The 14,037-nt window shown below is 32.8% G+C and carries 15 protein-coding genes and 1 riboswitch; of the genes, 3 read left to right on the plus strand and 12 right to left on the minus strand.

Going from position 1 to position 14,037, the window contains the following annotated elements; genetic code table 11:
* Positions 1–53 precede the first annotated feature (53 nt).
* The 8 genes from C8C83_RS13975 to C8C83_RS14010 form a co-directional block, all read right to left on the minus strand.
* Positions 54–1,097 (minus strand): hypothetical protein, encoded by a 1,044-nt coding sequence (locus tag C8C83_RS13975; RefSeq protein WP_132011792.1) that lies wholly within the window; start codon positions 1,095–1,097, stop codon positions 54–56.
* A gap of 4 nt (positions 1,098–1,101) precedes the next feature.
* Positions 1,102–2,955 carry a TonB-dependent receptor gene (locus tag C8C83_RS13980; protein WP_121330046.1) on the minus strand — a complete coding sequence of 618 codons (1,854 nt, stop codon included), beginning with the start codon at positions 2,953–2,955 and terminating at the stop codon, positions 1,102–1,104.
* Between the two features lie 26 nt (positions 2,956–2,981).
* A riboswitch (cobalamin riboswitch) is annotated at positions 2,982–3,182 on the minus strand.
* A 67-nt stretch (positions 3,183–3,249) separates the two neighbouring features.
* The gene (gene cobC / locus C8C83_RS13985; protein WP_121329094.1) at positions 3,250–3,786 is read right to left on the minus strand and encodes an alpha-ribazole phosphatase; all 537 of its coding nucleotides are present in this window, start codon (positions 3,784–3,786) and stop codon (positions 3,250–3,252) included.
* Positions 3,771–4,562, minus strand: coding sequence for an adenosylcobinamide-GDP ribazoletransferase (locus C8C83_RS13990; RefSeq protein ID WP_121329095.1), 792 nt, complete (start codon positions 4,560–4,562; stop codon positions 3,771–3,773). Before C8C83_RS13990 ends, cobC begins: the two co-directional genes overlap by 16 nt.
* A 48-nt stretch (positions 4,563–4,610) precedes the next feature.
* Positions 4,611–5,585 (minus strand): integrase core domain-containing protein, encoded by a 975-nt coding sequence (locus C8C83_RS13995; RefSeq protein WP_121326054.1) that lies wholly within the window; start codon positions 5,583–5,585, stop codon positions 4,611–4,613.
* Positions 5,586–5,746: 161 nt separating this feature from the next.
* Complete coding sequence (gene cobT, locus C8C83_RS14000; RefSeq protein ID WP_121329096.1) at positions 5,747–7,426, minus strand: nicotinate-nucleotide--dimethylbenzimidazole phosphoribosyltransferase; 1,680 nt, start codon at positions 7,424–7,426, stop codon at positions 5,747–5,749.
* 123 nt (positions 7,427–7,549) lie between these two features.
* Complete coding sequence (gene cobU / locus C8C83_RS14005) at positions 7,550–8,056, minus strand: bifunctional adenosylcobinamide kinase/adenosylcobinamide-phosphate guanylyltransferase (protein WP_121329097.1); 507 nt, start codon at positions 8,054–8,056, stop codon at positions 7,550–7,552.
* A 122-nt stretch (positions 8,057–8,178) separates the two neighbouring features.
* On the minus strand, positions 8,179–8,541 hold the full coding sequence (locus C8C83_RS14010) for a DUF5522 domain-containing protein (protein WP_121329098.1): 363 nt from the start codon (positions 8,539–8,541) through the stop codon (positions 8,179–8,181).
* A gap of 179 nt (positions 8,542–8,720) precedes the next feature.
* Between C8C83_RS14010 and C8C83_RS14015 the strand changes: the two genes are divergently transcribed.
* The 3 genes from C8C83_RS14015 to C8C83_RS14025 all read left to right on the plus strand — a co-directional run bounded on the left by C8C83_RS14015 (position 8,721) and on the right by C8C83_RS14025 (position 11,801).
* Positions 8,721–9,863 (plus strand): ABC transporter substrate-binding protein, encoded by a 1,143-nt coding sequence (locus C8C83_RS14015; RefSeq protein WP_121329099.1) that lies wholly within the window; start codon positions 8,721–8,723, stop codon positions 9,861–9,863.
* 66 nt (positions 9,864–9,929) lie between these two features.
* Positions 9,930–10,898 (plus strand): iron ABC transporter permease, encoded by a 969-nt coding sequence (locus C8C83_RS14020; protein ID WP_121329100.1) that lies wholly within the window; start codon positions 9,930–9,932, stop codon positions 10,896–10,898.
* A gap of 126 nt (positions 10,899–11,024) precedes the next feature.
* Entirely contained in the window at positions 11,025–11,801 is a 777-nt protein-coding gene (locus C8C83_RS14025; RefSeq protein WP_121329101.1) for an ABC transporter ATP-binding protein, read from the plus strand.
* Here the strand turns inward: C8C83_RS14025 and C8C83_RS14030 are convergent.
* The 4 genes from C8C83_RS14030 to C8C83_RS14045 all read right to left on the minus strand — a co-directional run bounded on the left by C8C83_RS14030 (position 11,794) and on the right by C8C83_RS14045 (position 13,975).
* Positions 11,794–12,582, minus strand: coding sequence for a hypothetical protein (locus C8C83_RS14030; RefSeq protein WP_121329102.1), 789 nt, complete (start codon positions 12,580–12,582; stop codon positions 11,794–11,796). The genes C8C83_RS14025 and C8C83_RS14030 overlap by 8 nt on opposite strands.
* Before the next feature lies 1 nt (position 12,583).
* Positions 12,584–13,039 (minus strand): tRNA (cytidine(34)-2'-O)-methyltransferase, encoded by a 456-nt coding sequence (locus C8C83_RS14035; protein WP_121329103.1) that lies wholly within the window; start codon positions 13,037–13,039, stop codon positions 12,584–12,586.
* Positions 13,040–13,140: 101 nt separating this feature from the next.
* Entirely contained in the window at positions 13,141–13,704 is a 564-nt protein-coding gene (locus C8C83_RS14040; RefSeq protein ID WP_121329104.1) for a pseudouridine synthase, read from the minus strand.
* A gap of 61 nt (positions 13,705–13,765) precedes the next feature.
* On the minus strand, positions 13,766–13,975 hold the full coding sequence (locus tag C8C83_RS14045) for a hypothetical protein (RefSeq protein ID WP_121329105.1): 210 nt from the start codon (positions 13,973–13,975) through the stop codon (positions 13,766–13,768).
* Positions 13,976–14,037: the final 62 nt, after the last annotated feature.

Genomic DNA, 14,037 nt, shown 5'->3' on the forward strand with positions numbered 1-14,037 from the left:
CAGAAATGAAAGCCCTTTTTTGGTAAAAATCCAAAAACTAATTCTAAAAAATATTAATCGTTAAAGTAAAAACCATTACTTCCTATACCGGTAGCTATTTCTTTTTGTAATGCACCAGTTAAATTATAAACGTAAGCTGTACCATCTGCCTTAAAGTTTCCTTGTGCAACATAAATACGATTGTTTTTAACTGCAAATCCATATATATTAGTTGCTGCAGAAGTTAAAAGTGGTGTTGTTGATGGAGCCGTAGCATTAGTATTTATTACATAAACAGCACTTCCTACTGTATAGTAAATTTTACTGTCATTAACATCCATAAATCCTGCTTCTTTTAAGCTTTCAGGAAAAGCAAATTCAGTAAATGTTTTGTCTGTTATTTTTACTTTTACAAGTCCGCTGCTATTTCCATAACCACCTTTTAAGATGTAAAGAATTCCGTTTTCTTCTTCAATACAATCACCGGTTTTACCAATTTGTACAGGAGTATCCAGTTTTTTTGTCGCAATATCAACAATCGATAATTTATCACTGTAAGAATCTGTGATATATAATTTTCCATCTTTCAAAACCACTCTGTTAGCAGTTGTGTTCAAGTCAATTTTTGACTCATAAGTATTAGTTGCAAGGTTAATTATGGCAACATAATCATCTGTATCTCCTGTTGCAGCATTTTCGTATGAATACGTATTTGCATTTGTAACATACGCTTTACCATCTTTTACAACTCCGTATCTTGGGTTTTTTAAGCCAGTTTCGATCTTAGTAATTAATTTAAAAGTGTAACGATTAACTACTGTAATATTGTTGGCTCCACCTGAAATAATATAAGCGTTGTCACCACTAAAAAATATATTTTGAACAAATTTTCCAAGCACATCAGTTCCATTTGCAGCAGCATAAATATCTTTGGTAGAAGAAGTTAAATCATCACTTGAGAATGAAACAGTACCTTTTGTAGTTCCTTCATTTAAGATAAAAAAACCATTGTCATAAACTCCTTTTGGAGTGTCATCATTATTATTGTTATCATCGTTTGAACACGAAACAAATAGCGAAACGCTAAGTGCTACTAAAAATAATTTACTAAACTTCATTATATTAAAATTTTAGGGTTAGGTACATATTAAAATTGCGACCTGGCTGAGGTCTGTATTCCAAACTTTCATATTCTTTATTGAAAAGATTTAATACTTGAAAACCAAGTTTGAAAGTGTCCAGAAATTTAAAATCATAGTCAATTCCGATATTCGAAACATTATAATCATTTATTATATCCTTCGGGTCATTGTTTTCTGTTGTATAAACAAAACCATTAAACATAAATTGATAATAAGCTGAAATTCTATTTCTGGAATAAGAAACAGATCCAGTTACTTTATTTAACGGAGTATAGAAAAGCTGTTTTTTGGTTTCATCATTTTTTGAAGCCGTGTAAGCATAAGTTGCATTTGCAGCGAAGATATTTTTACCAAATTGTTTTTTCCAGCTTAATAATGTTTCAGCACCATAACTATTTACTTTATCTGTATTTTGTGGAGACCAAATGCCGTTGCTTCCCGGAATCCATTGCAATAAATCTTTTATTTTCATGTAATAAAAGGTTTGAGTCAATGATATATTTTTGAAAGTGAAAACATTTCCAATTTCTGCCTGATAAGAACTTTCAGGTTTCAAATTCGGATTTCCTCCTTGTTCCCAGTACAAATCATTAAAAGTTGGGATTCTAAAATTTCGTGATAAATTCAATTTCAAATTATACAATTTGCTAAATTGATACGAAGATCCTAAAGAGAATAGAAGAGGAGATTGATAATTGTCTGTAAACTCTTTTCTGATTCCGAATTCATTTTTCCAATCCGTCGAAATATCTTGTTTTACCAATAAAGCAGCCGAACTAATTTCTCTAACGTGATCTCCAAAACCAGTTCCGTAACCTTTAGTTCTGTTGTAATCCAGAACTCCGTTTATTTGTGTTGATTTCGAAATTTTATAACCTAAATCTGCTTTCGTGATAAAGCTTTCTGTTTTTCCGTAAGTGAAAAAATTAACCGCATTATCTGGATAATATTGATAGTTTTCGAAAATATATGCCGCTTTCAGATTAGTGGTAAATTTGCCATAATCACCGTCATATTCTAATAAGTTTCGGTTAAAACCATTTACATATCTGGTTTTAGTTTCCGTTTCAGATACTAAGGAAGTGTTTCTGTCGGTATTTGAAGTTTGAGAGTATAATTTCAAACTATTTTTTGCGTCAAATTTGTAACCAACATTCGCGCTCATAGTTATTACATCATATTGACCATTTTGGTTCCAGCGTTGTTCGCCTTTCCAGTTGTGTTTATTGATGTATTTGTAATCATTTGTCGAACTATTTTTAGAAAAGCCAATTTGTGCGCTCCATTTTTTATTCGAAATATTGGTTTTAAAATTGATTCCAATAGTATTGAAACTTCCGTAATCAAGTTTTAAATTAGTCTCAAACCGATTATAAAATGCCAAATCGTTGTTTAAATGTACGGTTCCTCCAACGGCTCCACTTCCGTAAAGGACACTTCCTCCGCCGGCTTTTATACTTATCGAATTATAATCAGAGCCGGAAATAGTATTAAAATCAGTACTTCCGTTCATTTGAGAATTGATATTAATTCCGTTCCAGATTACCGCCGTTTGTGATGCCGTAGTTCCTCTAAAAGAAACTGTTGAGAGCATTCCACGCCCATATTCTTTAAAATAAATAGTGGAATTAAAGTTTAAAAGATCCGTCAATAAAGCCTCATTTTTATTAATGACAGAATCATTGAGTTTTAAAACGGATTGTGAATTGGAGTATTTTTTAAGATTTGCGTCAGAAACTACAACTTCTTTCAGTTTGGTAATAGAGTCGTTCTGCGCCGAAATAATTTGGCACAACAACAATAAACAAAAAGCAAAACGTTTTTTTAAAGTCATAATTTCTAAACTCTTTTTCCCGAGAGCTCGATATTCGTTACAAAGGCAGGTCTCCTGGCTTGCGTCTTGTTGTTTACCTTCCCATTCGCCGGGGCGAGCAGTGGTTTTGTAGTTACAACAAGCATTCTTTTCAGAACAAAGCTTACAGTTGCGGGTACAGCTCAAGAATTATTACTTGATTCCCTTTTAATGTGTTAATGAACACAACCTTAATTTCGTGCAAATATAAAGTTAAAATTATCGAATTTTCAAATTTGTTTCACTTTTTAAAACAAATTCTAAACAAAACGGCATTTAAAGTACTATTTTTATTACTTCGCCAAAGTCTACTTTATTATTAAAAGCATCTTTTAGAGGTAAAGAAGTTTGATGACATAAAATGCTTCTTATAACGCCGGCATGTGCTACAAGTATAATAGGAATTGTTATTTCTTTTGAAACCAAATCAGCTAAAAAACCTTCAACTCTCTGATGTAATTCAACAAAAGATTCTCCGTTTGAAACCTTAATAGTGACAAAATCTTCCATCCAGGGATTAAGTTCTTCTTGTGGAATATTATTCCAGTTTTTCAATTCCCAATCGCCAAAATTCATTTCCATTAAGCGGTTTTCTTTTTCAAAAGAAATGGTTTTGATGTTTCTCCCGATATATTCAGCCAGAATAACACAACGTTTCAAAGGACTTGAAAAAATAACAGCTTCTGAAGGTAATTGCGAAAGAATATTTTCGAAAACTAAGTCAAAAGGTTCTGCCAGATCAACATCAGATTGTCCGTAGCAAATACCTTTTTCACAAACGGTTTCAGTGTGACGAACTAGATAAATTTCCATACCAATAGAATACTTAAATAATAAACAACTTCACAAACCTGTTGCGTTGCACCAAGGCAATCTCCGGTATAACCGTCAATCCATTTCTGGAAATAACGCGCCAAAAAATAACGCATTATAAAAACCGGAATTATAGCCAAAAGAAATTTATATTGAAAATAAGAGAAAACAAATAGTGGGAGTAATCCGAAGAAAAAGGAACCTGAAATTTCTTTCCAAGTATGTTTTTTAGCAATAGGTTTGCTTTTACTTGAAGCATCATCACGAGAATACTCATGCGTGAAAATAATAGAAATTGCTGCCAAACGACTCAAAGCGTGAGCTGAAATAAATAAAAGAAAAATGAGAAGATAAGAGTTCTCACTGTTGAAAAGCAAAATCGATTCTGAAAGCAATTTAAATTTCAATAAAAAAAGCAAAACTAAGCCAATTGCTCCATAAGCACCAATGGCGCTATCTTTCATAATCATTAGGATTTTTTCTTTGGTCCAGCCTCCGCCAAAACCATCGCAAACATCAGCAAATCCGTCTTCGTGAAAAGCTCCGGTTGTCAATATCGAAGCAATAATAGCCAAAATTACAGCAGTTTCAGTAGACAAAAAAAGAGAAAAAAGATAAAATGTCAAAAAAGAAATGCTTCCCACAATCCAACCAATGAAAGGAAAATATCGAGTTGCTTTATTCAGATAATCAGGATCGTGATTAATGTTTTTTGGACATGGAATTCTGGTGTAAAACATTAAACAAGTAAAGAAGATATGTAGTTCTTTTTTCATTATTAAGATAGATTTTTAATTCAGTTTTGTCATTTCTGTAAAGGTTACTTATTTCGGTAACGGATTTATCATTTCGATTGGTTTTTTTCCATCAATACCTTGATGTGGTCTTTCATGATTATAATAATATAAGTATTGCAATAATTCTTCTTTTAATTCTTCATGAGAATCAAAATCTGTGTCTCTCAATAAATCATCTTCAAGAGTTCTCCAAAAGCGTTCAACTTTACCATTAGTTTGTGGTCTGTAGGGTTTTGTGTACCTATGAACAATACCTAATTCCATTAACATCCTCTCAAAAGGGTGATTATTTTTCACTTTGCTTGTTTTAGGTCCAAATTCAGCTCCATTATCAGATAATATCTCTTCAAATTTTATTTCATAATGATCACTTAGGATGTTTAAACATTTCAATGCCGCAAACATAACTGTTAAACTGGTAATATCAGAAACTAATTCAGCCCAGGCAATTCGACTGTAATCATCTATTACACAAACTAAATAGCGATTTTTATTTTCCCCTTTAATTATACTTTTGCTCAAATAATGACAATCAATATGACCAAGTTGTCCCATTCTTTCCTTGATTATTTTTTGATGATTCTTTTTAATCTTCGGAGTTAATCTATTTATTTTATTGCGTTTTAAAATATTATAAACTCCTGAATATGATGGTGTATGCTTCCCTAATTTGGGCCTTAAGATACTAACAATTTCATATTTGTTGTTTCCTTTTTCTCGTAATGCAATTACTTTTTGCTCTATAAAAGGCAAAGGACGTCTTGTTTTATATTTGGGACCTCTTTTTTGGGGCAATAAATCAATAGATTTCCCACTTTGTTTAAAGCGATTATAATACTTTAAAAAACTCTTTCGGCAAGTATTATTTGCTGCATAAAAATCCATTGCTTTTTTATACAAAGGATGAGTTTTATTTTTTACCTGTTCATATTCTTTTATTAGAAAACGATACTTCTCTAAGTAGTTCCGCTCTAAAGTGGAATCCTGACTATTATTTCTCATCGTAACAAAATTTATTAAAGTTAAATTTTGTTACCGAAATATCTAACATCTACAATTTCGACGTAGGAGAAATCTTCGCAAGAAACTGTGCAAAGAAAATCGCCAATCTTTGTCGAGCTGTAAGTGTGGTTGCTTCGTTCCTCGCAATGATAATTTGGGGTTTACTTCCTACTAACTCCAGCACTTTCAAAACTCGCCATTTCGTTCAAAAAAGCTTCAGCCGATTTTAAAATTGGGAAAGCAACAGCACAACCTGTTCCTTCGCCAAGACGCAAATCGAGGTTTAGAATAGGTTTTGCATTTAAATAATTTAATAGTTTTTGATGTGCTTTTTCAGCAGAGCAATGACAAAAAATGGCATTTTTATGTATATCAGGATTTATTTTTGAAGCAATTAAAAAAGCAACGCTGCAAATAAAGCCGTCTACCAAAGTAAGCATTTTGTTTTCAAAAGCTGTTAACATTCCGCTTGCCATTTGAATGATTTCAAAACCGCCAAAATAGGCAAGTTGTTGTTTTAATTCGGCTTGACCGGAATAATTTTCAATAGCTTTTTTCAGTAAATCTTGTTTCTGAAGTAATTTCTTGTCTTCAACGCCAGTTCCTTTTCCAACGCATTCTTCGATAGAAAAACCAGTTAGCAGACTCATTAAAACAGAAGCTGTAGAAGTATTTCCAATTCCCATTTCACCAAAACCAATGCAGTTAGAACCTGTTTTGGCAATGTTATCAACGATTGATTTTCCTTTTTCGAAGCACAATTGTAATTCGGTTTCACTCATTGCGGGAATATGCAAAAAGGATTGAGTTCCTTTTGCAATTTTAGCAGAAATCAAATTGGCATTTGTTGGGAAATCATAATTAACACCGGCATCTACAATTGATAATTGAATGTTATTTTGATTGCAAAACACATTTATTGCGGCTCCACCTTCTAAGAAATTACCAACCATTTGCCGCGTGACATCTTGCGGATATGCACTCACGCCATGATTTGCAATACCATGATCAGCGGCAAAAACGACAATATTTGGATTTGTTATTTTTGGGTTTAAAGTTTCAAAAACCGTTGCCATCTGAAAAGCTAACGTTTCCAGAGTTCCCAAAGCGCCAATAGGCTTTGTTTTAGAATCTATTTTGTCTTGTAAAAGTTTGCTAAAATCATTTTTACTTTCAGCGGGAATTTGAACTTTTGCTTCAAAATCTAAAACAGGATTCTGAATGATGCTTTTAATTTCTTTACAATCCGGAGCTTCAGATTTTTGTTTCCAATGTAATTGTTGCAACATCGGTTGATTATCGTAATTTGTTGCAGGTTTTCCAATACAGAAATAACCTAAAGGCTCAATATTATCAGGTAAATCCAGAATCTTTTTAAACTGATAGTAATTCAAAATCGAAACCCAACCCATTCCGTAACCTTGCTCTGTAAGCGAAAGCCAAATATTTTGTGCCGCACAAACCGAACTAAATTTAACCGCTTCGTTACTTCCAACGGTTCCAATTGTAAACTGATTTAAAACAGATCGATCATAAGCAATGATAAGTCCAATTGGAGCTTCTTCGATTGCCTCAAGTTTCAACGATTTATAATGTTCTTTTTGTTCCGGATTATCAGTAAGTTCTTCTGCTTTTTTATTGTAGTCTAAAAATAGATTTTTTACAGCATTTTTAACCTCGGCAGATTTTATAATATAATATCTTGTAGCATCCGTTAACCCAACCGAAGGCGCCCAATGTCCGGCTTGTAAAGCCTTCTCGATTACTTCATCAGGAACTTCATCCGTCGTGAAATGTCGGGTATCGCGTCGGGATTTTAAGATATCGTCTAAATAGCTCATAATTTTTAATATCAATTACAAAGTTCAATTTCAATTTCAAAAATCAATATTGAAGATTATGTAAAGGTAAAGTATAGCTTTGGAATTTGGTCCCGAAGTTTCGGGATAAAATTTGGAATTTGCTTACTTTATCTTAACCGGAATTCCAGAAACCATCAACACAACTTCATCAGCATTTGACGCAAGAAACTGATTCATCCAACCTTGTAATTCTGTAAATTTTCTGCCAATATGGGTTTCGGCATGAACGCCCATTCCAATTTCGTTTGTTACAATAATCAAAGTTGCATTTTCCTGAGCGGCGATCGAGAGAAATTCTTTTTTTGCGTCTTCCAAACTTAAAGTGACATCATTTTTATGGTCGATAAAAAAGTTCGTCAGCCAAAGTGTTACACAATCAATCAAGGCAACTTTTCCAGTAAAATCAATTTCGCTTAAATGCTTTTCCTTCTCAATATTCGTCCAGCGTTCATCACGTTCTTGCTGATGTCTGTCGATTCGATTTTGAAAATCTGAATCCCATTTTCTGGCCGTTGCCACATATATTGGAGCGTTTGAAAGTTGTAATGCTAAGTTTTGAGCGTAACTGCTTTTTCCTGATCTTTCGCCTCCGGTAATTAAGTAAATCATTTTTTTTAATTGTGAATTGTTAGTTGTGAAATGTGAATTGTTTAGGACGAAAGTTAATAATGTTTTGGATGAATTCGATCATCTGACAATTCACATTTTACTTTTTACGGCAAAAAAACAATTCAATAAGGGCAATGACGACAATCGTTTCCGCAACAAGTTCCTCTTTTTAAGTGAAACCAGGGTTTAAAAACGTAATTGCCATTTTCGATATAATAGTCAATTCCCTCGATTAGTTTTTCTTGTTTGGGTAAAGATATCGCTTTATTTTTAAGGGCTTTCTGGGGAGTCATTGTTTCTACATACGCATCAATTTTGTCTTCGCAAGCTTCTTTAAAGCATTTAGGACAAAGGCAATCTCCTCCTTCTGAAAGATTGAAAATAGGAGGAAAGTCATTACACCAACACTTGTTTTCGGTCGATGTATCTCCACAACTAAAAGAAGAATCACAACTCGAGCAAACTTTTGTTTTTGTGGTATTCATATGGTTAAGATGGTATTTTTTGGGTTTTGTAAGAATAAAGGTAAACAAAAAAAATAGAAATTACCTTACCTTTGTCACTATTGAAAACTTAAATTATGAAACTGTAAAGATTCAAATTACATGCCATAATAGAGGAGAAACCAGACCAAATTCCATTAAAAAAACAATAGAACCTATATATGAGACATTTACTACCTAAATTTATTTTTATTTTACCTTTTTTTCTTCTTGTAGCATGTAAAAAAAATGAAACAACGGAGATTACAAAACCTGAAATTGCAAAAAATAGTATCGAATATGCTTCCGGACTTTCTATTGTAAAGCATGATGGATACTCGGTTGTAACGGTTTCTGATCCGTGGCCAGATGCCAATACAAAATTCACTTATGTGTTAAAAGAGAAAGACGCAAAAGTTCCGGATAGCTTACAAAAATATACTACAATTAAAATTCCTTTAGAATCAATTGTCGTGACATCAACTACAAGCATTCCATTTCTTGAAATGTTGGAAGTCGAAAATAAACTGGTTGCATTTCCTCATACGGATTATATTTCTTCAGAAAAAACAAGAGCATTAATTGACAAAGGTTCTGTTAAGAATGTAGGCGAAAATGAGAAATTAAATATCGAGCAATTAATAGAATTATCTCCGGATCTGATTGTAACTTTTGGAGTAGATAATAATAATCCAACATTGGATAATTTAAAGAAAAGCGGACTTAATGTTTTTGTTCAAGCCGATTGGATGGAGCAATCTCCGCTGGGAAAAGCAGAATGGATTAAACTTTACGGAGCTTTGTTTGGTAAAGAAGATCAAGCTAAAGAATTGTTTGATAAAATTGTTTTAAGTTACGATCAGGCAAAGAAATTAGTAGCTGATAAACCTGCGACATCTACTGTCTTATACGGTTCTATGTATCAGGATATTTGGTATGTAGCCAAAGGGAATAGTTGGGTAGCTCAGTTTATGAAAGATGCTCATGCTAATTATTTATGGGCAGATTTAAAAGGAACCGGAAGCGAAGGTTTGTCTTTTGAAAAGATATTGGTAAAAGCAAAAAATGCTAACTTTTGGATTGCTTCAGGATCGTTTAAAAGCTTAGAAGAATTTGGAAAAACGAATCCGCATTACAGTCAGTTTGATGCTTTTAAAAATAAAAACGTTTATACTTTTGAAGGAAAAGTTGGAGCAACCGGCGGAACCGTTTACTATGAATTAGCACCAAGTCGCCCGGATTTAGTTTTAAAAGATTATATCAAGATATTTCATCCTGATTTATTGCCAAGTTATGAGTTTACTTTTGCATCTAAATTAAACTAAGAGCAATTGGTCAATAAAAAGCGAAATATAATCCTGTTTTCCATACTTGGTTTAGCACTGCTGTTTATGTTTTTTCTGGACATTAGTCTGGGGTCGGTTACGATTCCGTTCAAGGAAGTTTATACCAGTTTAACAGGAGGCGAGGCAAGTAAATCGACCTGGGAATATATAATAATTAATTATCGTTTGCCCAAAGCTATTACAGCTGTTTTGGTTGGCGTTGGATTGTCTATAAGCGGTTTGCTGATGCAGACTTTATTTCGAAATCCTCTTGCAGGTCCAGATGTTTTAGGATTGAGTTCGGGAGCAATTTTGGCAGTAGCAATTGTAATTTTGGGAGCAGGTTTATTGCCAGCATTTCTAAATTCAATTTTGTTATCTCCATACGGAATTGTATTGGCATCAACCTTAGGTAGTGTTGCTGTTTTAATGTTAGTATTATTAGTAGCACAGCGTTTACGAAATACAATGGCAATTTTGATTGTAGGACTTATGTTTGGTAGTTTTACAAGTGCCATTGTTGGAGTTTTAACCTATTTTAGTTCCGCTGAACAATTACAGAAATTCACCTTTTGGTCGTTAGGAAGTTTAGGAAATCTATCTTGGACTTCTATTTCTATTTTGGCAATTTGTGTTGGTTTTGGTTTGCTTTTGAGTGCCAGTAGTATAAAACCATTAAATGCATTGCTTTTAGGTGAGAATTACGCGAAAAGTATGGGTTTAAATTATAAGAAAGCCCGACTTACGATCATTTTTGCAACAAGTATTCTGGCAGGAAGTATTACTGCTTTTGCCGGACCAATCGCTTTTATAGGTTTAGCAGTTCCGCATATCGCAAAGCTGACTTTTCAAACCAGTAATCATGCAGTTTTATATTGGAGTACTTTTTTTTACGGAGGTATAATTATGTTGTTTTGTGATATCGCATCGCAATTACCGGGATTAGAAACCACATTGCCAATCAACGCAATCACGTCTATAATTGGAGCGCCAGTTGTAGTTTATTTGCTAATGCGAAAAAGAAATTTTCAGTAAATTTATTGGCCACAGATTTTACGGATTAAACAGATTTTCGCAGATTTTAAATCATTTTAATCTTTATAATTTGTGGCAAAAAAACTTAGAACCTTAGCGTCTCAGAACCTTAGTACCTTTAAAAAAATGAACACAATTCTAAAAACTTCAAATCTAACTATTGGCTACAAGTCCAAGAAAGAAACTGTGACTATTGCTCAGGATTTAAATTTGAATTTAAGTTCCGGGAAACTCATTTCTTTAATTGGAGCAAACGGAATTGGGAAATCGACTTTGCTGAGAACAATCACAGGAATTCAGCATCCGTTAAGGGGAAATGTTTTTCTAAACGATAAAAATATAAGTGATTATAAACCTTTAGATTTAGCTCAAAATTTGAGTTTGGTTTTAACCGAAAAATTGCCACCAAGTAATTTGTCTGTTTTTGAATTAGTGGCGCTCGGACGTCAGCCTTATACAAATTGGATTGGTACTTTGACCCAAACCGATATAGAAAAAGTTCAGGAAGCTTTAGAACTAACTCAAATCGAACATTTGGCACAAAAAAGACATTTCGAAATTAGCGACGGACAATTGCAAAAGGTTTTAATTGCAAGAGCTTTGGCACAGGATACTCCATTAATTATTTTGGATGAACCTACAACACATCTTGATTTATTACACAAAGTTTCGCTTTTTAAATTGCTGAAAAAGCTAACACAAGAAACTCAAAAATGTATTTTATTCTCGACACACGATATTGACTTGGCAATACAATTAAGTGATGAAATGATTATTATGACACCGGAAGTTGTTGTACAGGACGAACCTTGTAATTTAATTTCGAATGGAAGTTTTGCGACTTTATTCAAAGATGAACATATTGTTTTTGATGCCGAGAAAGGGAAGTTTGTAATTACTTAAGATTGTTGTTTTCGAAGCGAACTCTATAGACATGAAGTAAGTTTTCTAATTCGTCATTTTTAATGTTAAGGTACTCAATTTCAATTTCGGTATTATTAAAAACGAGATAATTGTATAAGACTTTATCATTACGAATCTTATTCCAGGGGATTACTTTTTTATCTTTTAATTGAATTCCTAGGCTATTAATTATAAGTTGAGGTTTTCTATCTATAATTTTTTTGAAATGATTATAAGTCAAAAGAACACCAACACCAACTACCGTTATTATTATCCAAATATTTTCAAAAACATAATAAGCTATAAATCCAAACGAGAATACATAGATGAGCGTGTTAATTATTGAAGTACTTATTGAATAGTAAATCTTTGTCTCTATTGGTACAGTATTATCATCTGTGTAGATATCTTTGGTAAGAAATTTCTTTTCTAATGATTTTAGTTTAGTTTTTTGTTCAGGACTTTTAAATTCAGTTTTTTCAAACCAGCTTCCACTTTCCCATATTAATTTTTCTTCAATTGCTTTTCGCTTCAATTCATGAACATTTTGTACATTTTCGAATGCCCATATTTTCCATTTGTTGACAAAATAACTCCAGGCAATCCATCCAAATACAAATCCTAAAATTAAAGTTAAGGGAAAAATCCAATTTCCACTTAATTGATTTTCTTTTAATATAATACCAAGTCCAATAAATCCTGTAATGATTAAAATTGGTAAATAAACAAGTTTTAATCTTCCTTTATTTAGAGCTTCTCTTACGGTAATCGTTTTTTCCATCTTAGATTTTCAATCCAATTTGTCTCTTTGCTTCACCAACTACAAAAGCCACAGAATTAGCGATATTAAAGCTTCTGATTAATTTTGACATCGGAATGGTTAAATGGTTTTCAAAACGCGCTAAAACTTCTTTACTTAAGCCAACACTTTCTTTACCAAAAACCAACCAATCTCCGTCTTGAAAATCAGTTTCAAGATAAGATTTCTCTGCATGAGAACTCATCAGGAAAACACGTGATTGATCCGGAATCTGAGCAATCCATTCTTCAATATTTTGATATTCGGTTACGTCAAGATGTACCCAATAATCCAATCCGGAACGTTTCAGGTTTTTATCATTAATCACAAATCCAAAAGGATGAATCAAGTGTAATCTACTTTCTGTACCTACACATAATCGACCAATATTTCCCGTATTATTTGGTATTTCAGGTTCTATAAGAACTACGTTTAGCATTATTTTTTTGAATTATGAGTTATGAATTATGAGTTATGAATTATGAGCTATGTGAATTATTAGATTGCAATAATTATCTAATTTTCACATTGGCACATTATCTAATTAAAATTATCAACTTCGAGAACTTCTCCCGCTTTTAAGTCCTGCAAATATACATTTCCTATACGAACGCGAACTAATCTCAAAGTAGGAAAACCAACTGCGGCAGTCATTTTTCTAACCTGGCGAAACTTTCCTTCATTTACAGTTATCGAAGCCCATGAAGTTGGACCATGTCGTTCGTCTCGTATTTTTTTGGCTCTTGGACCAAAGTCTGGAATTTCGGTAACAATAAAAGCAGAACAAGGTTTGGTTTTGTATTTTCCGCCATCAAAACCAATTTCAACACCATTTTGTAATTGCTCAATCGCTTCTGGCGTAATAACTCCGTCAACTTGAACATAATATTCTTTGTCGACTTTTTTGCTTCTGATTTGTTCACTTACTTTTCCGTCAGTAGTTAATAAAAGCAATCCTTCAGAATCTTCGTCCAAACGACCAATCGCCATTGTTCCTTCTGGAAAATCATATAATTCGCCCAAAAGCTTTTTCTTTCTTTTTAGCTCATATATAAATTGACTCAGATAGCCGTAAGGTTTAAAAAGAATAAAATGTTGATGCATGCTGTATTTTTAGACTGCAAAGATAGTTTTGTTTGAGAAAGTAAATAATTCCGGGCTGTATTTATTGTTGTTTTGAAGCTTTCATTTTCTTTAACCATGCAAAACAGAACCAAATTGCAGTTATCCCAAATAAAATAAATAGTAGTAAATAATAATCTTTGAAAAAATCATGAAAATAGCTTCCAATTAAAATATAAGCAGAAGCGATACAAAGTTTGATTAAAATAAACTCAGCGTTTGACCAACTTGTTTTGATTTTGAAAAAGTTCATTTCAAGTGATTTAGAATTTTATTAAAGTTACAATTTTGAATGAGAATTTTGAATGTTTTTAA

This window comes from Flavobacterium sp. 90, from assembly GCF_004339525.1.
In the GTDB taxonomy this organism is placed as follows: Bacteria; Bacteroidota; Bacteroidia; order Flavobacteriales; family Flavobacteriaceae; genus Flavobacterium.